A 20344-nucleotide genomic window follows, 5' to 3' on the forward strand; every position below is an offset into this window, starting at 1 on the left:
AAGCCTCCCCTGCGCCTTAGTTTTTGCTTTTTTTCTTGCTTTTCACGTATTCCAGGGCCAATTCCCAGTACTCAGCCAGGGTCTGCTTTTTTTCTTCGGTAAGGTCTGAAACCCGCCTCAGAAGGCCGGCAAACAGGGGGTCGATAGCCACCGCGTGCAGTTTTACATCCATTACCTTTTCGTCCCCACTAAAGTGTGGTTGGTCAACACGTCCCAGAAGATAGTCTGTGGACACACCGAAAAAATTCGCCAGGCGTATCAAAAACTGATAATCCGGCAAACGCTTATTTTTTTCGTACATGGCTATGGTGCTCTGCCCCACACCCAGCAGGCGGGCAAGCTCCGCCTGGGAAAGCCCCTTTTGCTGGCGCAAAAATGCCAGCCTCTCACCAAACAATGACACAAATGCCGACCCCCTGTCAACAGTACGAATTTCCTGTGATGCAAAAGATTTTTCCCTGAACCGTACAAACAAAGAAAAGAAAAAGACCAAAACCACAAACCCCGCCAGGTCCACCAGCACGTCCACCGCCCGGCCGGTGCGGCCGGGAACAAAAGTCTGGTGCCACTCGTCCAGGGCACCCACCAGAATCACGATTACCCCGGCCAGCATCCAGCGCCGCCGGCCGCCAGAACCGGCACCGTCCAGGGCGGCGGCCAATGACAGACCCAGCGCGCCGTAAATTACCACATGCGCCCCCTTGCGCAGCCAGAACTGGATGAAATCCGCCGGGGCACGGCGGTTGTCCACCGGCTGGCCGCTGTAGGAAAAGCTTACCGGCGGCAGTTCCCGCACCTTTTCAACCATACGGGGGTGCCGCCGAATTTCCGGCCGCAGGTCCTGCTCGGCAAAGGACTGGCCGGAAAAATAAGCGATAGCCAGCAGGCAGACCCCAACCAGCAGCCACCGCCACCAGTGTTTTTGAACTTTAAATGACACCTGCAACACCCGACCTGTTATTTCCACTGACCAGGAACCTGCCTGCCCTGGGGAATATAATTTTTCAAGATACACTCACTGAGTGAACCTGCTCAGTTCCTCCCATATGATGTTCCGGGCTTCTTCCAGGGAGTTGGCGGCAAACAGCTGCTCCAGTACCCGGTCCAGCGCATCCATGTCGGTCAGTTGCTGCACTTTGTCCTGCACACTGGCAGAATCAACTCCGAACCTGCGGGCCAGGTATTTGCATATGACCTCCCGCTTGGCTTCAATCTTTCCTTCCACACGGCCTTCGGCACGGCCTTCCGCACGGCCTTCCGCACGGCCTTCCGCACGGCCTTCCGCACGGCCTTCGACACGGCCTTTTTCATACCAGCTGGTGGTTATTTGCATAATGGCGTCAACCTCCTTTTTGTCCATTTTACCCAATTCCCGGTAAAGTTGTTCTTCTTCCTCGCGGTTCAGCTTCAGGTAGGTCTCGAAAAAGACGGCCAGCAGCTCCATCCGCGCCGGGTCCAGTTTCATCCGGGCCAGCATGCGCAGGAACTCCAGCTTTACGCGCACCCTTTCTTCCGGCCTGAAGCCCATTTTGCTCAACAGCGCCGCGGCTACCGGATTATCACTATGTATGTACTCCCGCCAATCAAGTTTTTTCAACTCCAGCTTGTAAAACCGGAAATTCAGGACATCCAGAAAGGGAAAGGTAATCCCGAAACTGTCCGGTTCATCCCGTATCCGGTCGTAGCCGAACACGGCCACCGGTAATATCTTCCGCCGGTACTTCTCGTATAACCGGCTGAAGTAAACAAACATCCGCTCGTTAAAATTCTTTTGCACATACGATTGTGGTTCAATGTGTACCAGAATCAATCCGGGTTGGCCCTTGAGACTGGTTTCCACCAGAATGTCCACTTTGTGCCTGTCACCGGCTGTAACATCGGTGAAGATTTCCTGCTGGAGAAACCTGATCTGGGTCAGGTCTATGGATCGGGCGGCTTCCGGAAAGAACAACTCCATGAATTCGGCAAAAAATGTTTCCAGCAATTCTTTAAACAGGCGGTCATGGTCGACCTGATTTTCAGTCATCGAGCCGTCTCCTCATGTTCTTTCTGGTTACAGTTTACATCAGGTCCAGAAGGGTTTCAAGAAGCATGCCGTTGCCTGATTAACCGAGTAGCCCCGCTCGCCGAAAATGATCACTTTCGGGCGCAGCCCCAGGGCCGCCTGCAACACCAGGGGAATGAGGTGGGTTTCGGGTAAGAAAGCCATAACCACAAACCCCGCCAGGTCCACCAGCACGTCCAATGCCCGGCCGGTGCGGCCGGGCACAAAAGTCCCAGGGCCATGACTATTACGCCCCGGGGCAGAAAAATGAGTCTGGAGACCGAGTTTAATGCTGAAATGCTTCCCCCGGGCATACTTCGCCTTCCTCAAGCCAACCCCATTTTACCAGATCATCATGAGCTCGCTCGATCTGTTCAGTTGTAAACTTCCCTGCCTTCGCATTATAAACTTCCCCAATTATTCTTTCTTTAGATACATTGTCATAGGCTTCTTTTAAGGCAGTGGCAATAAAATGGACAGTTGCATATAGTTCAAGCAATGTGGGTGAAAAATTGCGGAACGTATTCAGAACACGCCGGATCTTGTCCATGTTGGCCCTGATTTGTTCCTGGTGTTTGCAAAGAATTTTATCGCAAGTAAGCCCTTTATAAAAGCTGTATCCGTCGTCGCCTACTTTTACAATTTCACGCCCAATAACCTCTCCCAGCTCTTCGGCTACCTCGTTGCTGTAGGGTCCGTAAATATATAAGCGGAAATTGGTACGCACAGGAACACCAGCCTCAGCACAGAAGTAGACTAACTTTTGTAGGGCTTTTTTCCCCCTCACCGGCATTTCATCGACCAAACAGGCAATAAGTGCTTCGAGTTCCATCAGATCCACCCCTTCTCAATTTTTTTAACCTTAGATTGAATTTGAGTAAATTGTTCATTACACCAGCTGGCAGCCTCACTTTTCTTTTCCCGCGTTACGTAAAAGCGAACAATATTTATATTTCTTTGGGATAAGAGTTCCAGAGGCAGTGACAGTTCAAATATTGAATGGCACTTTTCGAGGTTATGCTTATCCTGCACTATTATACTGGCAAAGGTTTCCTTTTCCTTGCCATCCTCGCCACCCTCTTCTTCCTTTTTTAAACCGAAAAAGGGGTTTGTAGGTAATTTTCTCGCTCTGTCGTCAACAAATGCAAGGGTTGGATCATTGCCATACCGTGCGGTAAAACGCTCTTTTAACTCCTCAACTATCAAATAACTAGCGAGCCCGCTATGATGGGGCAGAGTAACAAAAGCTTCAGAAAGGTGATCCCGTTCATAAATCCGCCTGGCCCATTCGTTAGACTGCCGCATTTCCTTAATCGCATCCAAAACAGTACAATCATCAAGGTTAATGTAATCTTCCAGGTGATCCAGGTCAGGCAGGCATCCTCCATTTTGTGGAAATCTCTGATGGAGAAAATCCTTTAAAAATGCGGTTAAATAGTAATCGTAAATTCGTCTGGTTTTATGAAAATAGACCTGGATAAACATCCAGTAACGGGCAAAGATAAGCTCTTCTACGGCTTGAATTCCATCGGAATCTACCCCCAACAGCCAAAAACCCGTTCCGGAACCTCCTTCACCTTCAAATTCATTAGAAGAAAGAGTTTCCCTAACCGGTACAAAGGTTACCGTATCTAAAATCCTTTCCAGATCATATTTTCCATAACGGACACCGCAATAATAAGAATCCCGCAAGAGATAATCCAGCTTATCGGCATCCATTTCCCCATCAATTATCTTACCAAGAAAAACCAGGTCCGACCCTAAGTATCCCTTATCTAACAGGGTTACAATCTCCTCAACCTTGATCTCTGGGAAATATTTATTAATAATGGGAGCAAAGTACTTGCGGATAATGGCAATCGAATAATGCTCATGTTTTAAACCCGTTGGGAAAACTCCTTCGCCACCATGGGAAAAAGGAGCGTGTCCAACATCATGCAGAAGGGCGGCAAGCCGGACCAACTGCCGTAACCTTTTAAACTCGTCTTCCGGGAAGCGTTTCCGTAGAAACGGCCGTTTATACAAAGAATCCATTACCCTGGACGCCAGGTGCATGACTCCCAGGCTGTGTTCAAAGCGGGTATGTGTTGCGCCAGGGTATACTAATGATGTCAGGGCCAACTGGCGAATGCGCCGCAATCGCTGAAAGGCTTCCTCTTTTATAATCGCAGCTTCCCCTGAATTAAGTTCAATCATCCCATGAATGGGGTCCCTTATCCGCAACAGCAGCACCCCCCATGAAACTATTACAAAGCCGCCCTGGTATTATATTGGTGAATATATGTTTTATTTCCTGCCATGAAGAAAATTTTTTATATATCTGACCGAAAACTATAGCCGGTAGATTTGGCGCGGTGACCAATTAGCCAGACAAAAAGGCCAAAACCACAAACCCCGCCAGGTCCACCAGCACGTCAACCGCCCGGCCGGTGCGGCCGGGAACAAAGGTCTGGTGCCACTCGTCCAGGGCGGCCACCAGAGCCACGATTACCCCGGCCAGCATCCAGCGCCGCCGGCCGCCAGAACCAGTACCGCCCAGGGCGGCGGCCAACGAGAGACCAAGTGCTCCGTAAATTATCACATGCGCCCCCTTGCGCAGCCAGAACTGGATGAAATCCGCCGGGGCGCGGCGGTTGTCCTGGAAAAACAATCAACACGTACCCCCAAAAGCTTTCCTACCTGGACCGGTACGACGGTCTCGCGCGGATAAAGCTCATCCCGAGCAAAAAGGCCCGCCGGAGGACACCCTCCAGGTACAGGTACTCGTCCAGCCTAAGGAACCGGCAGACCCCGGCGAATACCAGCAGCCCGGCCAGGGCATCCATAACCAGCCTCAGGGCCAGCACCACGGTACCTCCCGCCGGCACACCGGCCAGGTACCCGTCCACGAACGCCGCCGCGCCTCCTGCCAGAAGAGAAGCTACGGCCGCGCCGGCAGCAAAGGAAAGGGCATTTTTTACACCGAAGCCGGGAACTTTACGCGCCAGCAAATAAAACAGCACCACCACGTTAAAAGTGGCCGCCAGGGAATTGGCCAGGGCCAGCCCGCCGTGGGCCAGGGGCCGGATGAGCAGCAGGCTGAAAACCAGGTTCAACCCCACCGTACATACCCCCACCTTCACCGGCGTGGCCGTATCCTGCAGGGCGTAAAAGCCCCGCGTGAGCACCGGCCCCAGGCACTGCCCCGCCAGGCCGAAAGAGAAGCACAAAAGGGTGAAAACGGTCATGGCCACGTCGTTTTCGTCAAAGGCCCCGCGCATAAAAAGCAGTCTCACCACCGGCTCCCGCAGTACGGCCAGGCCCACACCCGCAGGCAGGGCGACAAGCAAAACCGTTTTCACCGCCCGCAGCAGGGTGTGGCTAAAACCGGTACCGTCCCCGGAAGCGGCCTTATTCGACAGCGCAGGAAAAATAGCCGTGCCCAGGGCCATCACAATCACCCCCCGGGGCAGCCAATCCCCGTACCAATCATCACCGGGAACATCAGGCCAAAGGCCTGCTTCAGGCCGGGGTGGTGGAGCTCCAGCACGGGTCGAAAGGGAAAACCCGCCCGCCTCAGGTAAGGCAACTGCAGGACCATGGCGGCAATATTACCCAGCAGGGTCCCAACGGACACGGCAACAATGCCAAACCTCAGGCCGGCCAGAATGAAAGCAATGATAAATACATTGGTGACCACCGGACCCAGGGCCGGGGGCCCGAAGATGTTATTGGCGTTTAAAAGGCCGTAGAAAAGGTTGCCCAGGGACAGAAACAGCACGCCCGGCAGCATGACCGCCAGCAAGGCCGCCGCCAGCCGGGCCGTGCCTTCCGGCAGGCCCTGGGCCACCAGCCACACGATCTGCCGCGCTAGGGGCACACCGGCCAGCACCACCGCCAGGAGGACCGCGCTTAACAAAGTGGAAAAGACGGCAAAAAGCCGCCAGGCCTCGTCCTTCTTACCCGCCGAAACATAGGAAGCAAACAGGGGCACCGCCGTCACGGTCAGCGCCCCGCCCAGCACGGTAAAAATCACGTTTGGCACGGTGTAAGCCACCAGGTAGGCGTCGGTGGCCGCGCTGGCCCCGAAGACGCAGGCCAGAGCCATTTCGCGCATAAACCCCAGTACTTTAGAAAGCAAAGTAAAAACGGCAATCACCGCCGTGGCTCTGGCAATTGGTATTAGAACGTCTCATCCTTTCGCACCTGCTCTGATTACTAAAATTAATAACCCGCCAGACAAATGGATTTGAGGGTTTCCACAAACTTCTTCCTATTACTTTCAGAAGCCTCCAGACCCGGAATAACTTCCCTTTGCTCAATCACCGGCCCGTTATTTGGAGTCCAATCGCTAAAATTTAAAATTCGCATTTTTTTACCCTCAGGGGGTATAAGGAAGTCAAGGAGACGGTTGGTGAGATCTTCATGGTGGCTGACGATAAAGACCTGCCGACCAAACTCCTCACCGCTCGCATACGCAATCTGCCTGATGAGCGCGGCAGTCCGCGGCAACTGCGCCATGTCAAAAGCTGTGGTTACGTCATCCAGGGCTATAATGCTATGGCCTATATACCTGTTAAGCGAATAATTGAGCCCAAGGATCATGGCCAGGCCCAGCTGAGCCCTCTGACCCGTAGATAAGGCGCCCAGCGGACGGTTGTCATCCGTGTAAACCTCTAAAGGCGATCCCGTCTTCACCCTCCTATCCTTCTTTATTTTAAAGTGAACGGGGCAAATACCGTCCACGAGGCGAAAACGATTTAAAATCTCATCTACTGTTTGTTCCAATTTTTTGATTACATCATCCGGTGGTAGAATTGCCGAGTTCAATATCGAATTTTTTCCGGCTTCTTCCTCCAGGGCTCTAGCAACCGAATTTATCGTCTCCTGGGCCCGCATGTAACCAGCTCTCTGCTGTAAAGCAGCCTTCCTCTTTTCATCCAGTTCCTCTATCCGTATCCACTCCGATACTGCCTCCCGTACGCGCTCAACGGCCGTGAGAAGATGGTCTTTCGCTCCCGTATCCCCCAGGATTTTTTTCAACTCCGGGAGAGAAATCGGTGAACCGGCATCTATTAAAACTTTAAAATGAGGATTGAACCGTAAAACCTGCTGCATCAATCCGTAAATCTGCTTGCACTTTTCCAGAAACACCTTTCTGTTGTGGACCGTTTTTCGCATACCAAGCAGTTGCTCCAGAAGCTCAATACGTCTTTCTTTAACATGCGCCTGCCATTTCTCGAACTGGTCCGCCAACCCGGCCAGATCATGCGATACGGCCTCACGCAGCCATGCGATGACGGGGGGAGGAGGGCTGAAATCAGGGGCGGCATCCGGCACTTTAAGCCAATCTCCACCCCTGTCCCGCAACGCGACCAAAATTGCCAGCAGATCGGGGCCACCGGGGTTGCCAAAGTGACGCTCCAAATTTTCAAGAAGTAAAACTTGAGCTTCCAACTCAGTGGCCTTTTCCAACGCCGCAGCTATATCCTTTTCTTCTGCCGGCCAGGCGTGAGGCGGCAGAAGCATGGTATCATCGGGAAGGTCCTCTAGTAATGAGCGAAGCTTCTCTTCAGCCCCGCTTATTCGGTCTATTACTTTGCGCCGCAGCTCAAAAAGTGATTCTTCAATGAGACGCAAGGAACCAGGCGGTTTCTCGTCCGGGGCGGACTGCTTCCGATCAGGCAAAAGCAAGGCCAAACAGTCCGCCGCCAGGTTTCTGAGTTCGCCTGCCCATCCGGAGCGCAGGTTATCCGAATTAATCAGAAACAGCCAGTCCCCGGACCTTCCAGGTAGTTTGATATCTCCTTCCGCACCCGCTATCTCTACCAGCTCATTCCAGGCGTCCCTGAAAGCAGCCGCAGCCCGCTTTCTCTCCTCGTTGATCGTGCTTTCGGCCGGCAAACCCTCTTCACTGGCCAGGTCGCCCAGTACACTTAATACCATATCTTTCCACTGCACCCGTGCCCTTTTTACAGCATCAAGAACCACTGTCACCGGTTTCGGCAGGGGCCGAAGAAATTCCAGAAGGCGAACCTGCGCACCTTCTTCTTCAAACAGCTTGCTTAAGAGATCCTGGTAATAAAAGCTGCAGCGGGCGGCCAGCTCTTTAGGCATATCGTGGTGGGGACAGAAGCTGTCCGGGGGCGAAATATCAGGGGGACCCTTCTGGTTGTCGCGAACAGTAACCAACCTCCTCCTATCGTTTTCAGAACCGTTGCATTCTACAATAGCCTCTATTTGAGCATAATTAAGGCCGTTGCCGCCGGCAGCCGTGCAAGAAACCAGCGGACGTCTTTCTTCGTAATAATGGCCGTTCAATAACAGGCAGAGCGCATCAATGAGGCTGGTCTTGCCGAATCCATTAGGGCCTGCGAGCAGTACAACATCGGCATCGGTATCAAGTGTGACCGGATCGCTGTTCACAAACCCCCTGAACCGGCAAATTTTCAGCGATTTTACGCGAAATACATGCCTATGATCCATTAATATCACTCCCCGCCATAATCCGCCGCACATCACTTATCCGCTCATCCAGCCACTTGCTAATGGGGGCACCGCTTTCCTCACGCAAAGCCACTGCCATGGCGGCCAAAAGACTCGCGTAATTATCCGATACCTGCTGTGACCGCCGTTCACTTTCAAAACTGTTGATAATAGCACCGAGGTCGTGGGGCTCCAGTTCAATTGATGGCCACGCTGTCGCCACTCCACCCAGCATTTTCCGGATCGTATCCTCCGGAGTCTGAGCGTCTTTTATAACGATGATGGAAAAGTCGCCGCGATGCCAGTCCTGGTCGGCAGACCATTGTTCATATACTGTTTTTTCATTTGTCTTTTTTCCATCGCGAGCATCAATCACACAAAGTATAGGAACCACGAAGCCTACCTCACCGGCACATCCGGCCAAAAAGCGCAGGAGCCGTCCCAGGTGCTCCTTTGTGTTGCTGCTCCCAGAAACTCCGTTCCTGCAGGAAACGTGAACAGCCATCGCAACATCTGACAGGTAAATTTTATGTATGTTCAGGTTAGAATCCTTACATTCTGTATAATTCATTAGCGATTCCAGGTCGACATCGAGAACCCATTCATTTAAATTCATATCTTCCATCATCATCACCCCCGGAACGCAATAGTTTTGAACGGTGGTGCAACCTGGCCCGTCCGGGATCGATTAAGAGAAAAGTTGTACGGAGCCTCTCGTGGAACCTCTTTATAGCCTCCGGAACACTGGTCGCATACCCAAAAAGTTCAAGAATCGAAATCTGGCGAACCGTAACCACCTTGACTTTATTACCCTTCCCGTCTACTAAATTTACCCTGCTCGTTCTAGCGCGCCAGGGGTTGATCACTATCTGGATGGCCACGGTCATTTCCTTGTATCCATGCCACTCAACCTGTTTTGGCAACTGCTCTGCAACGTTCCGGTGGGCTATGTATAACCTGACCCCAGCATCGCCAAACGTTTGGCACCCGTCAATGGAGAGTCCTAAAGGACTATCGTCGACATTGATCTTCGCCCTCAGTTCTTCCCAAGAAATGTCGGATTTCTGGTCATTATTACCAATTATTAAATAGACTAACAGGAGAACAGTCGGGATAAGCACGGGGCGGTCCACCAGGGGGTGATACAAGCCGCGAACAATTTCAGGCCGGATTGTACGCACGCGCTCGACCCACCGGGCCAGAGGAATCATCCTTCCCTTGTCTTCCGCCAGGTCAAGCATTTCTGGAAAACGACCGAAAATACACTCCTCTCCATTCCGGTAAATAAACCAATCCAGGGCTTCGTTCAATAATGCAAAAGCACAGGGCAACACCAGCAGGAAAAAGGACACAATGGCGCTTTCACGCCCGCAGGCCCTGCGCAAGAGCCGCCAAAAGGCGGCCTGGAAAAGGCGCTTCCAGAATAGGTTGGCCGGCAGTTGCTGCTCACCTGACGAGCCTCCGGCATCAAAAAAATGCACGTCGGAACCGAGAAACACATTCGAATTTGTTTTCTCGGGGCTTAACGAAACATCTTCGTAAGGGGCATAAGCCCGCATTATCTGGGCCTGGCTAAAAGAAAGGGTATTCACATATGCAACTATAAACGGTGCATTAGGTTTTTCCCATATTGTGTCAGAGTTACGCGAACGGTTTGTTGCGGTGTCACGTTCTTCCGAAGCAAATTCCTCACACACCTGCAGGGCCGTATGGCGCACCTGCGGCTCATCACTGCCGAAACCGGAAAACAGCAGGGCACGTGAACGCAGCCGGTCGCGGAAAAGATCCCGGGCCCAACCCCTTTTGCCCCAATCTTGCAGATCCCTTTCCGTCAAAAGAATATTTTTACAGTAATCTCGACACTCATTCATACACTTCGTACGCAGCATGCTTGCGCATCCGTTAATCTTGTAAACTTTGAGGCACCGACGCTTGTCCTTCCCTTCTGTAAACCTTTTGCCACCGTTGGCCCGGTATTCTGCCAGGTCTCTTATGACCACCGCGGGAGAATCGTCGCCTCCCGGGGCGTTACTAAACCCAAAAGTATTGCAGTAAGCTTCTTCGATACAGGTGTCGTAATTCGTGGTGATCACTTCATCGATGAGCCCTTCACGTGCAAGAAAGGCAAGGTAGTAATGAGCATCTGCCGGCTCCACGTTTGCAAATTCAGGAACTTTCAGAATCTCACGGATAAGCTCGCATCTCCGACTGGTCCCACCACCCCGGTCACCCGGACAGGACCACTCCCACAATTCGCAGGCTTTATCAAAAGATATTTCTTTTATAGGATAACTTTCGATCTCCTTGCGCACCACACACGAAGCGCAATGGTCTCCCTCTCTTGCATGGCATTTTTTATCGAAGAGCGCAAGCAAGACGCGCTTGCACATGCAATTCGTTTTTGTCAGGCCGGAAATACCCCCGCGATGTTTTGCGTCGATGGAAACGCCTGCCCCAATAAACGGCACGACCATTCCATCAAGCAATCGCCCGATCAACCGCTCAAAGATAGGCTTGGGGTCCCTTGACGCAACCATGCTTTATCACGCCGGGTTTAGAGCCCCCGGCTTTCCACCCTCCTCGCCTGTTAGTCAGCCCAGTATTTCTCATGCGACGGCAGCCGGTGCAGACTCCCGCCTGAAGCCCAGGATTTTGCTGTGCACCATGGCTGCCATAGCGTCCGCCGTGACACCGGTTACTTCCGGAGAAATCATTATGCCCGCATGCTCTATATCCGCCACGCGGACCTGCTCGAAGACGAAGAAAATGATGGGCTTGTTTATAATTGGGATAAGCTGTTTGGTAGGGGTATGGTAAGGGGCCTAAGCCGCCTCCCCTTGCCTCCAGATTGCACGAGGGCTTTCAAATATCCTTCCTGCCTTCCTTCTGAAATTCTTCCCACTTCTCTCGGGCAAAAGCTGTAACTTTCATTTTAAACCGCTCCCGGCTGAAGCGCTTCGCATTGCGGCGCAGCACCTCCGGCCGGAAACGGCCTTCCCAGGTCAATAAGTCATTTCTGGGCAGTTTCCACCGCGCTTCCCCTCTCCATAACCGAAAAAGTCTTTCCCCCGCCTAACCAATTATTTCCGGTTATTTTGGCCCCTCCTGGGTCTTCCGCCGCCACCAATCCAACGTTTCCCGGAGGCTGACGGCAAAATCTCTTTGTGGACGCCATCCTGTAGCCCCAGATAACTTGTCCGCGGACCCCACAAAAACCGGAATCTCAGCGGGTCTAATCCGGGCAGGGTCAATTTCAACTTTAACCGGCACCCGAGCTTCTTCCAAAAGCAGATCAAGAACCTCCCGTATGGACCGGGCCACTCCCGAGCATACGTTGTAAATCTCTCCTTCCATTCCGTACTCCAGCAGGGCCGCATAGGCCTCTACCACGTCCCGCACGTCAATGAAGTCCCGGCAGGGTGAAAGATCTCCCACCCGCAGGACCGGCTGCTGCAGGCCTGCTTTGATGCGGGCAATCTGCGCAGCAAAGTCACTGACCACATATCCCTCCTGCTGCCCGGGCCCGAAGTGATTGAAGGGACGTACATGGATCACGCGCAGCCCGTGCCGACGCGCGATCTGCAAGGCCACCTGCCCCATGGCAAACTTGCTCAAAGCGTAAGGATTGTAAGGTCGACAGGGGTGGTCCTCAGTAAGCAGGCTTCCCTCCGTTGCCGTAAGGCCGTACTCTTCTCCGGAACCGACCGTGATAATTTTACATTCAGGTACCGTTTGAGCTATTGCTTCTACCAGGTTGATGGTACCAAGAACGTTTATGGCAAAAGTCTGCGCCGGCTCGCGCCACGACACGGAGACCATGCTTTGCGCCGCCAAGTGCACCACGGCCTCGGGACGTATAAAGCTCACTATATCCTGCAATATATCGCTATTCAGGACATCCAGTTGAACTGGTTGAACTCCCGGGGGAAACTCCGGCTTAGTACGACGCACCCCGGCATAAACGATGTGCCCACGGGACCGAAGACATGCCGCCAAATGGTATCCTACAAACCCGCCTGCGCCAGTTATGAGAATACGCATTTTCTACCGCACTCCCAGAGAGTCGCGAACGCGCCTTAAATCCGCTTCCACCATCATCTCCACCAGTTGCTCAAAGGTCGTTTTGGGTTTCCAGCCCAGGACGTGCCTGGCCTTGGAAGCGTCTCCCACCAGCAGTTCCACGTCCGCGGGCCGCATAAACTGCGGGTCTACTACCACGTAATCCTCCCAGTTGAGCCCCACGCAGGCAAAGGAGCGCGCCGCAAACTCGCGCACCGAGTGAGCCTCTCCCGTAGCAATGACATAATCGTCGGGTTGCGGCTGCTGAAGCATGAGCCACAAGGCCTCCACATAATCCTCCGCGCAGCCCCAGTCCCGCCGGGCCTCCAGGTTTCCCAGGCGCAGTTCTTTAGCCAGGCCGTACTTGATGCGGGCCACACCATCGGTAATCTTGCGCGTCACAAACTCCAAACCGCGCAGTGGCGATTCGTGGTTAAACAGAATGCCGGAGCAGGCAAATATGCCGTATGCCTCGCGGTAGTTCACCGTCATCCAGTGAGCGTAGACCTTGGCCGCTGCATAGGGGCTGCGGGGGTAAAAGGGGGTTTGCTCGTTCTGAGGCACATTTTGAACTTTGCCGAACATCTCGCTGGAGGAGGCCTGGTAAAATTTTATCTTCGGGTTAACAATTCGGATTGCTTCCAGAACATTTACCGCCCCCAGGCCGGTGATCCGGCCAGTGGCCACCGGCTGATCGAACGACACGGCCACAAAGCTCTGCGCTGCCAGATTATAAACCTCATCCGGTTGCACATTCTCCAACACGCGGATGATGCTTCCCAAATCCAGAAGATCAAGTGGAACCAGCTCTACTTGCTCCTTAATACCCAGGTACGCGAGTCGCTCCAGATTGACCGTGCTGGAACGGCGAAAAGCGCCATAAACCCGGTAACCTTTTTTCAGAAGAAATTGTGCCAGATAAGCGCCGTCCTGGCCGGTAATGCCGGTTATCAAAGACTTCTTCAATGAACACCCCACTCCCTTTCGGATGTATTTCTCATACTTTTTTCCCGGCAGAGAATTCTACCCATTTTTCGAACACAAACGTCGCAATTTCTTTTTTAAACCTCTCCCATCCGAAACGCTCCGCGTTGCGGCGCATGACTACCGGCCGGAATAGGCCTTCCCAGTCCAGAAACTGCCTCACTGCGGTCTCAAGCGCTTCCACGCTTTGCTCATGAAAGAAAATCCCGGTGGCTACCTCCCAGTTATCCCCGGTTGCGGACACCACCGTATCCTCCACCCCGCCTTTACCGTAAGCGATGACCGGCGTGCCGCAGGCCTGGGCCTCTACGGGCACGATGCCGAAGTCCTCCTCGGCTGCAAAGACCAGCGCACGCGTCCGGGCCATTAAGTCCGCCACGGCTGCATCATTCTGGTACCCGAGAAATTCTACATTCTTCCCCGCCACCTTCCGGCACGCCTCGAACTGCGGCCCGTCTCCCACCACCACAAGGGGCAGGCCCAGCCTGTTAAATGCCGCCACCACCAGGTCCGCTTTCTTGTACGGCACAAGCCTGGAGACAAAGAGAAAGAAATTCTCTTTCTTCTCATTTACCCGGAACCGATCCACCTCAACCGGCGGGTAAATGACCGTGGCCTCCCGCCGATAGCACCGCCAGACGCGTCGGGCAGTGTAGCGGGAGTTGGCGATAAAGTGGTCCACCCGGCTGGCCGCCAGCGCATCCCAGAGGCGTATATAGTGTAAGATAGATCTCGCCAGGAACGACTTCAAGCCCCTCTCCAGGCCGTTTTCCTTCAGGTAGCGGTGGGTGAGGTCCCAGGCATAGCGCACCGGCGTATGGCAGTAGCAAATGTGGAGCTGGTCGGAGCGCACCAGCACCCCCTTGGCCGCCGCGTGACTGCTGGAGAGGATCACGTCATAACCCGAAAGGTCAACCTGCTCTATGGCCAGCGGGTAAAAGGGCAAATATTTGCGGTACCACTTCTGCGCCCTGGGGAAACGCTGCAAGAATGACGCATGCACCTGGGCCGGCTCAAAGCCCAGCCGCCGCACGCTTTCTTCTGCGTAAACCAGCGTGTAGAGCGGCGCCTGGGGCCAGAGCTCATGAAACACTTCCAGGCATCTTTCGGCCCCGCCGATGGTTATCACCCAGTCGTGAACGAGGACAAGGTTCATTTCGTCATATCCCTCTCCAACTGGACACCCACAAGTTGATGATAGAGCGCAAGGTGCTGCCGGGCGATGGCTTCCCAGGTGAATGCCGCGCCCCAATGCCTGGCGTTGGTGCCTAGTCGCAGACGCAACTCAGGGTCAAAGGCGAGCTGTCGTACCGCTTGCAAGAAGGCTTCCCGATCTCCAGCAGGGACCAGAAGGACATTCTCTCCGTCCTGCAGGCCCGGCGGCAGGTAACCCCCGGCCCGGGTAGTTACCACCGCCAACCCATGCTGCATGGCGGCAATGAAGCTTGTCCGCCGCAAGGAGACCCCGTCTTTGAAGGGGAAAAGCCCTATGTCGGCCCGGGCCAGTTCCCGGGAGATCACGTCCGGGGGGCAGAAGCCGGTAAAGCTTACAATGTCCGCCACGTCCTTCTCTTCCCCCAGCGCCTTCAGTCGGGCTTCCTCTTCAGGCTTTATTCCACCGATAAAGAGGAGCTCAGCGGGCAAACCTTCTCTGTGCAGGCTATATAGCACTTCAACGAGAAGATGGCCTTCTTTGGACTTGTCCAAAAACCCAAAGTGGCAGAGCTTTAGGCAATCACGCACACGAACCTGAGTGTGGTATTCAAACCGCACGGGGACGTTTGCGCCTAGAGGGATCAGCTCGGGGCCGCCGCGCGGCCACCGGAAGCGGCGCAGGGCGCGTTCCTCCCGTGGGTCGCAGACGACCAGCCGGCGGGAAGCGAGGATAAGAAAGACGGTGCTCAATTTCCGGAGCGGGTGGGCGATGGTAAACTCATGCAGGGTGACCACCACCGGCACCCTTGGCCGGTAGAAACGCCAGAACAGTGGGAAGAGGTTGGGCGCCAGCCCGGTGCCGTATCCCTTCGTAGGGTACTGGATGTGCACCACGTCCGGGCCGGTCCGGGAGATCAACCGCATCAATGGAAAGAGCCCCCGCACGCTCCAGGTGCTTACCTGGTGAATCGCAAGCCTGGAACCAGCGGGTATGCTGATCCGGCTATCGGCACTAGTGATCACGTCGACCCTGACCCCTTCCTCTACCTGCAAGAGCGCCTCCACCAGCCGGTAGGTGTAGTCCCCAACACCACAAGGCATCTCGGGAATACTTCCTGCGATCATCGTAACCTTCATCCTGAACACCAACCCTTGGACCAGACCAGTGGAAACGTTTTGAGATATCCACGGGCCTTCTCCCAGGCGAAACCGCCGTAGCGCACCGTCAGCAGAAGCCACAGGCCGCTACGCAGAAGGGAGCGGAAAAAGATTAAAGGACGCAGAAGAATGAGCTTTCCGGGGTGGTGCTTTCGGAAATAGTAAAAGAGGCTTTGGTGCCACCACAAGACCTTTTGCCCGGAATACGCCTTTGGCCCGATACCACCGAAGTGAATCACTTCCGCCTGCGGCACGTAATACACCTTGTAGCCGGCATCCCAGATCCGACGGTAAAGGTCAGTCTCTTCGAAATACATGTAGAAGCGTGTGTCAAACCAGCCCAGCTTCACTCCTACCTCCCGTCGCACAGCCAGACAAGCCCCCATCACCCAGTCCACCGGGGACGCCTCTTGTCTGTTCCACCAGGAAAGCTTATGGTCTCCGAAGATCCTGCTGCGCGGAAAAAGCCGGTCCAGGAAAAGCGTTTCAAAGAATAGATTACGCAGCGAGGGAAAGGTGTTACCGGTAAGCTGTGGTGAACCGTCGCCGTTCAGAAGCTTTGGCCCCACTGCTCCCGCATCCGGATGGGCCTCCAGAAAGTCGATCAGCCGGTCGAGCGCACCCTCTTTTACCTCCGTGTCCGGGTTAAGAAAAACTACATATTCCCCCTGGCTATCTGCGGCGGCCAGGTTGTTGGCGCAGGCAAAGCCCAGGTTCTCCACGCTCCGGCGGAGTTTAACCGAGGGAAATTTGGTGGTAATAAGATCGGGGGTGCCGTCGGTAGAGGCGTTATCCACCACGGTGATCCTATAGGAGTAGCGGCGGTTGCGGGCGAGCAGCGACTCCAGACAGGCTTCTATGTACCTGGCTGCGTTGTAAGTCACGATGATAACGTCTATTTCGGGTGGGATCACCCGCGGGGATTCCGGCATCACTTTACTACCTCCAGCTCGAAGAGGATTGAGCCAACCGGTAAAATGAAGGCCAACCGCTTCTCGTACCACTCGGGGTAACGGTTGATGAACCGCAAAACCACGTTCTTGAGCGGGTTCCGTGAGGGAAAGCCTAACTGGACGCGCCTTTTCAAAAACCTGGCGCGCGAGTAGTTCAGACGGTACAACTCGGTCCCCGCCACAAAGTAATCGAAGGACCGGGAAGAAAAGGCGTGCTTATGCGCTGGGTCGGTGAAGAAATCGCTGCTGGAGAAGTGGGGCACCAGCACCTTCACCCCCCCCCGGCTTGGTGATCCGGTGGATCTCCTCTACCGCCCGGACCACGTCGTCGAGGTGCTCCAGGACATGGCTGGCGTAAACCAGGTCGAACTCGTTATCCGCAAAGGGCCAGGGATAAACGTTGAGGTCGTGTACCACGTCCACCACTGGCCCCGGCCGGATGTCGACCCCTATGGCACCAGGAAGCTTGTTCGGACCGCAACCGAGGTCGAGGATCTTCAATGCCGCACCCCCTTAACCACTTCTTCGAACACACCGAGAGTTTCCCGGGCGCAGCGCTCCCAGGAGAATTCTCTGGCGCGGGCCAGACCCTTTTCCCGGAGCGCTCGCTGCAGTTCTTCGTCTTCCGCCATCCGCTGCAACGCCGTGGCGATCGCCTCGGTATCGTACGGGTCCACCAGCACCGCCGCATCACCGGCCACTTCAGGCAGGGAAGAGACGCTGGATGTAATAACCGGGGTGCCGCAGGCCATGGCCTCCAGCACAGGCAGGCCGAAACCTTCATAGAGGGGTATATAGACGAAGGCCCCCGCCAGACTGTACAGCACAGGCAGGTCCGCAAACGGGACATAATCGAGATAGCGCACCCCCGGCGTGGCATCAAGTGCAGCTACGATATCCTCGTAAAGCCAGGCCCGCGGCCCGGCCACCACCAGCGGCCATTCGATGCCCCTGCTCCTGGCCGTGGTATAAGCGGTTAGCAGGCGTATCAGGTTTTTGCGCGGCTGAAGCGCACCCACGTAGAGAAAGAAATGCTCCGGCAGCCTGTACCGCTGCCGCACCGATTCAAAGGTCCCAGAATCGACGCAGGGCTTAAAATGGTATTGGTCAACCCCCGGATAAGTGACGCTCACTTTCTCCGGCGGGATACCGTAGATTTCCAAAAGGTCGCGCTTGGTGGCCTCGCTGATGGTGATCACGCGCTCCGCCCGGCGCACGGCGTGGGCCGTATTCCGCTTCAGTGTAAAGCGCGACCGGCGGGGAAAATGATCCGGGAAGTGAAGGAAGGCCAGGTCGAAAACAGTGGTCACGACGGGAAAGGGTGTTAGTAAAAGCGGTGCCAGGTGATGAAGAAAAAGAATATGTGGCCGGTCCCGAAGGAGCCGCGGCAAGAGACGGAGATCCACCCACAACCGGTTCCTCCGCCAGGGAAAAGGGAGGGTGATAAAGGCGCGGCCTTCCTTGCCGCAAAGTTTTACCACGTCCGCGCAGGGAGGCTCGGAGGTATAGCATAGAAAATCAAATCCCGCCTTCCCCGTTTCTTTGCTCAGGCGAACCATATGGGCCAGGAGGTTAAGGACGTAGGTGTGCGTCCCGGTCCTGCCCCGATCCGCCGCGCAACGCGCGTCAACCGCAATTCTCAAGAAATGGCAGCCTCCTTTAAAACTTCTACTGTGCGCAGGCCGATAAACCGGCAGTAAAGACGGCTCAGCCCGTTGAGCCAGCGGGCCAAGAAGCCGCTGCCGTTGACCAGTTTGCAGCTCATCATAGCCAGGATATCCTCATCCCCGACCACTCGCTCCGCCTGCACCGCTCTTCTTTTGGTCAACATGGCCCGCCAGTGCCTCATCGGATAGAGATACGCCTCCAATAAGCGAACAAGACCTTTTGGGTTGGCCCGCAAGCAAAGGAGGGCCTCTGCCGTCAGATAAAAGATAAGGTACGGTACTATCTTCAGCAATGTACGGCCTTCGTAAAACAAAAGGCAGTTTAAAAGCCGGTTGCGCATCTGGTAGTAAAGGGTGTCCGGGTGCTTTTTGGCTGTAGCGGATCCTTTGTGGTAGACCACCGCCTCCGGTACCTGGATTACCTCGTACCCTTTCAGCCACATCCGCCAGCTCAGATAGAGATCCTCCGCGTACAGGAAGTAATCCTCATCGAAAGGCGCCTCGCCCACCGCCTCCCGCCGGTACATCAGCGCGCAGCCGGAGGCGAAGAAGGTCTTCCATGGCTCATCAAAAACCCTCATGATATTGTAGCCGAGGAAATTGATGGTGCCGTTCTTCTCGTAATACTCGGCCGGAGTCCCTTCGGTGTAGACTTTGGCCATTGCCACTGCCACACGGGGTTCGTCAAAAGCCTGGATCATCCGCTCTAGCCAGTCCGGCGCCGCCACGCCGTCATTGTTGAGGAGCGCGACGAACTCCCCCCGGGCGTGGTACGCTCCCAGGTTGTTGCCCCCGGCAAAGCCGAAATTCTGTTCAGACCGCACCACCACGGCTTCCGGAAACCTCTCCGCCACATAGGCCGCACTGCCGTCACTGGAACCGTTATCCACCAGGATTATTTCCCGGTGGGAGTAAGTTTGGGCGGCAAGGGACCCCAGGCAGGCATCCAGCAGGTGGCGCCCGTTATAATTTACGACAATAACCGAAACCAGCGGCTGATGTGCCAAGCCTCAAATCCCCCGTTTCATCTCGTTAGGTTCGCCGGGCCTTTACCAAGTACGAAGCGGTGAAGAACCGCTCAAGAAGACCGAAGGTAATGGCATTTAAAGCGAGGTTTAAAACCCGCGCCCTGTGCTAAGTTGGATATGGGTTGACGGATTGGAATTGACTGGGAAACAAATCAACCATCCGGGCTTGCCCCAGATGGTTGAGTACACACACTGTTCCCCTTATAATGGTAATTGTCACATTAACAAAATAAGGGGGAACAGCTGTGTATACTCATCCTACCGCATTACGCTGCAGAAAGCAAGCCATGAAGCTCGACCAGGGAAAAATTTATACGCGCAGAGAAATAGCCAGCAAATGCCAGATGTCTCACACCACCTTCTACAAGTTCTTGGAAAGGTACAAGGAACAGGGGGAAGCCGGTCTCTACTATAAAGAACGGGTCCCCGGCATCAGGCCAAACCAAACTCCACCGGATGTTGAAGAAGCTATTCTGGCTTTCGTCCAGGATCACCCTGCTTACGGCCCGAAAAGAATCAGCGCCGAACTGAGAAAAGACGGCATTAAAGTCAGCGAAACCGCCGTATACGGGGTGCTTAGACGAAACGGCCTCAATACCAGGCGCGAACGCCTGAAATGGATTGACTCCCTGCAGCCTCCCCAGGAGAAAACGGCCTGGGAGTTAGACAAAAAGGCCAGCCAGCACCGACACGTGCATGCCCCCGTACCAGGCTACCTCATGAGCCAGGACGGAAAGCTTATCGGCCGCCTGGCCGGGATCGGAAAAGTATACGTCCAGGTCGGAGTGGACTGCGCCAGCAGCTATGGCTGGGCACGGCTCTACACCGATA

At 54.6% G+C, this 20344-nt stretch carries 22 protein-coding genes; 1 reads left to right on the forward strand and 21 read right to left on the reverse strand.

Annotated elements, in window-relative coordinates; translation table 11 throughout:
* Nucleotides 1-16: 16 nt before the first annotated feature.
* The 21 genes from GFC01_RS08280 to GFC01_RS08365 form a co-directional block, all read right to left on the reverse strand.
* Complete coding sequence (locus GFC01_RS08280) at nucleotides 17-967, reverse strand: VanZ family protein (RefSeq protein WP_152946161.1); 951 nt, start codon at nucleotides 965-967, stop codon at nucleotides 17-19.
* 48 nt (nucleotides 968-1015) lie between these two features.
* Nucleotides 1016-2026 carry an Rpn family recombination-promoting nuclease/putative transposase gene (locus tag GFC01_RS08285; RefSeq protein ID WP_152946162.1) on the reverse strand — a complete coding sequence of 337 codons (1011 nt, stop codon included), beginning with the start codon at nucleotides 2024-2026 and terminating at the stop codon, nucleotides 1016-1018.
* A gap of 39 nt (nucleotides 2027-2065) precedes the next feature.
* Nucleotides 2066-2269 (reverse strand): hypothetical protein, encoded by a 204-nt coding sequence (locus GFC01_RS08290; protein ID WP_152946163.1) that lies wholly within the window; start codon nucleotides 2267-2269, stop codon nucleotides 2066-2068.
* Nucleotides 2270-2330: 61 nt separating this feature from the next.
* Nucleotides 2331-2876: a hypothetical protein gene (locus GFC01_RS08295; RefSeq protein ID WP_073167008.1), complete on the reverse strand. Its 546-nt coding sequence runs from the start codon at nucleotides 2874-2876 to the stop codon at nucleotides 2331-2333.
* On the reverse strand, nucleotides 2876-4267 hold the full coding sequence (locus GFC01_RS08300) for an HD domain-containing protein (RefSeq protein ID WP_152946164.1): 1392 nt from the start codon (nucleotides 4265-4267) through the stop codon (nucleotides 2876-2878). Before GFC01_RS08300 ends, GFC01_RS08295 begins: the two co-directional genes overlap by 1 nt.
* A gap of 139 nt (nucleotides 4268-4406) precedes the next feature.
* Entirely contained in the window at nucleotides 4407-4694 is a 288-nt protein-coding gene (locus GFC01_RS08305) for a VanZ family protein (RefSeq protein WP_152946165.1), read from the reverse strand.
* A gap of 25 nt (nucleotides 4695-4719) precedes the next feature.
* Nucleotides 4720-5475 carry a murein biosynthesis integral membrane protein MurJ gene (gene murJ, locus GFC01_RS19725; protein ID WP_279233447.1) on the reverse strand — a complete coding sequence of 252 codons (756 nt, stop codon included), beginning with the start codon at nucleotides 5473-5475 and terminating at the stop codon, nucleotides 4720-4722.
* A 5-nt stretch (nucleotides 5476-5480) separates the two neighbouring features.
* Complete coding sequence (locus tag GFC01_RS19730) at nucleotides 5481-6140, reverse strand: lipid II flippase MurJ (protein ID WP_279233448.1); 660 nt, start codon at nucleotides 6138-6140, stop codon at nucleotides 5481-5483.
* A gap of 107 nt (nucleotides 6141-6247) precedes the next feature.
* Nucleotides 6248-8509 (reverse strand): AAA family ATPase, encoded by a 2262-nt coding sequence (locus GFC01_RS08315; RefSeq protein ID WP_194174872.1) that lies wholly within the window; start codon nucleotides 8507-8509, stop codon nucleotides 6248-6250.
* Nucleotides 8499-9134, reverse strand: a complete 636-nt coding sequence (locus tag GFC01_RS08320) for a hypothetical protein (RefSeq protein WP_194174873.1) — start codon at nucleotides 9132-9134, stop codon at nucleotides 8499-8501. The genes GFC01_RS08315 and GFC01_RS08320 overlap by 11 nt, the downstream gene beginning before the upstream one ends.
* On the reverse strand, nucleotides 9112-11046 hold the full coding sequence (locus GFC01_RS08325; RefSeq protein ID WP_152946168.1) for an SIR2 family protein: 1935 nt from the start codon (nucleotides 11044-11046) through the stop codon (nucleotides 9112-9114). Before GFC01_RS08325 ends, GFC01_RS08320 begins: the two co-directional genes overlap by 23 nt.
* Nucleotides 11047-11115: 69 nt before the next feature.
* A complete protein-coding gene (locus GFC01_RS19735; RefSeq protein WP_279233449.1) occupies nucleotides 11116-11250 on the reverse strand; it encodes a hypothetical protein in 135 nt (44 codons plus the stop codon).
* A 349-nt stretch (nucleotides 11251-11599) separates the two neighbouring features.
* Nucleotides 11600-12550 carry a GDP-mannose 4,6-dehydratase gene (locus tag GFC01_RS08330; RefSeq protein ID WP_152946169.1) on the reverse strand — a complete coding sequence of 317 codons (951 nt, stop codon included), beginning with the start codon at nucleotides 12548-12550 and terminating at the stop codon, nucleotides 11600-11602.
* A 3-nt stretch (nucleotides 12551-12553) separates the two neighbouring features.
* A complete protein-coding gene (gmd, locus tag GFC01_RS08335) occupies nucleotides 12554-13534 on the reverse strand; it encodes a GDP-mannose 4,6-dehydratase (protein WP_152946170.1) in 981 nt (326 codons plus the stop codon).
* A 31-nt stretch (nucleotides 13535-13565) separates the two neighbouring features.
* Entirely contained in the window at nucleotides 13566-14708 is a 1143-nt protein-coding gene (locus tag GFC01_RS08340; RefSeq protein ID WP_152946171.1) for a glycosyltransferase, read from the reverse strand.
* Nucleotides 14705-15808: a glycosyltransferase gene (locus tag GFC01_RS08345; protein ID WP_194174874.1), complete on the reverse strand. Its 1104-nt coding sequence runs from the start codon at nucleotides 15806-15808 to the stop codon at nucleotides 14705-14707. The genes GFC01_RS08340 and GFC01_RS08345 overlap by 4 nt, the downstream gene beginning before the upstream one ends.
* Nucleotides 15809-15840: 32 nt before the next feature.
* Nucleotides 15841-16797 carry a glycosyltransferase family 2 protein gene (locus GFC01_RS08350; protein ID WP_243137370.1) on the reverse strand — a complete coding sequence of 319 codons (957 nt, stop codon included), beginning with the start codon at nucleotides 16795-16797 and terminating at the stop codon, nucleotides 15841-15843.
* Complete coding sequence (locus GFC01_RS18760; protein ID WP_194174875.1) at nucleotides 16797-17093, reverse strand: hypothetical protein; 297 nt, start codon at nucleotides 17091-17093, stop codon at nucleotides 16797-16799. Before GFC01_RS18760 ends, GFC01_RS08350 begins: the two co-directional genes overlap by 1 nt.
* A complete protein-coding gene (locus tag GFC01_RS08355; RefSeq protein WP_152946174.1) occupies nucleotides 17035-17319 on the reverse strand; it encodes a class I SAM-dependent methyltransferase in 285 nt (94 codons plus the stop codon). Before GFC01_RS08355 ends, GFC01_RS18760 begins: the two co-directional genes overlap by 59 nt.
* Nucleotides 17316-18461 carry a glycosyltransferase family 4 protein gene (locus GFC01_RS08360; protein WP_152946175.1) on the reverse strand — a complete coding sequence of 382 codons (1146 nt, stop codon included), beginning with the start codon at nucleotides 18459-18461 and terminating at the stop codon, nucleotides 17316-17318. Before GFC01_RS08360 ends, GFC01_RS08355 begins: the two co-directional genes overlap by 4 nt.
* The gene (locus tag GFC01_RS08365; RefSeq protein ID WP_152946176.1) at nucleotides 18458-19492 is read right to left on the reverse strand and encodes a glycosyltransferase family 2 protein; all 1035 of its coding nucleotides are present in this window, start codon (nucleotides 19490-19492) and stop codon (nucleotides 18458-18460) included. The genes GFC01_RS08360 and GFC01_RS08365 overlap by 4 nt, the downstream gene beginning before the upstream one ends.
* A 266-nt stretch (nucleotides 19493-19758) precedes the next feature.
* Between GFC01_RS08365 and GFC01_RS08370 the strand changes: the two genes are divergently transcribed.
* On the forward strand, nucleotides 19759-20344 hold a 586-nt coding region (locus GFC01_RS08370; RefSeq protein ID WP_341473843.1), incomplete at its 3' end, for a helix-turn-helix domain-containing protein.

Source organism: Desulfofundulus thermobenzoicus (genome assembly GCF_009428905.1).
Taxonomy (GTDB): domain Bacteria; phylum Bacillota; class Desulfotomaculia; order Desulfotomaculales; family Desulfovirgulaceae; genus Desulfofundulus_A; species Desulfofundulus_A thermobenzoicus.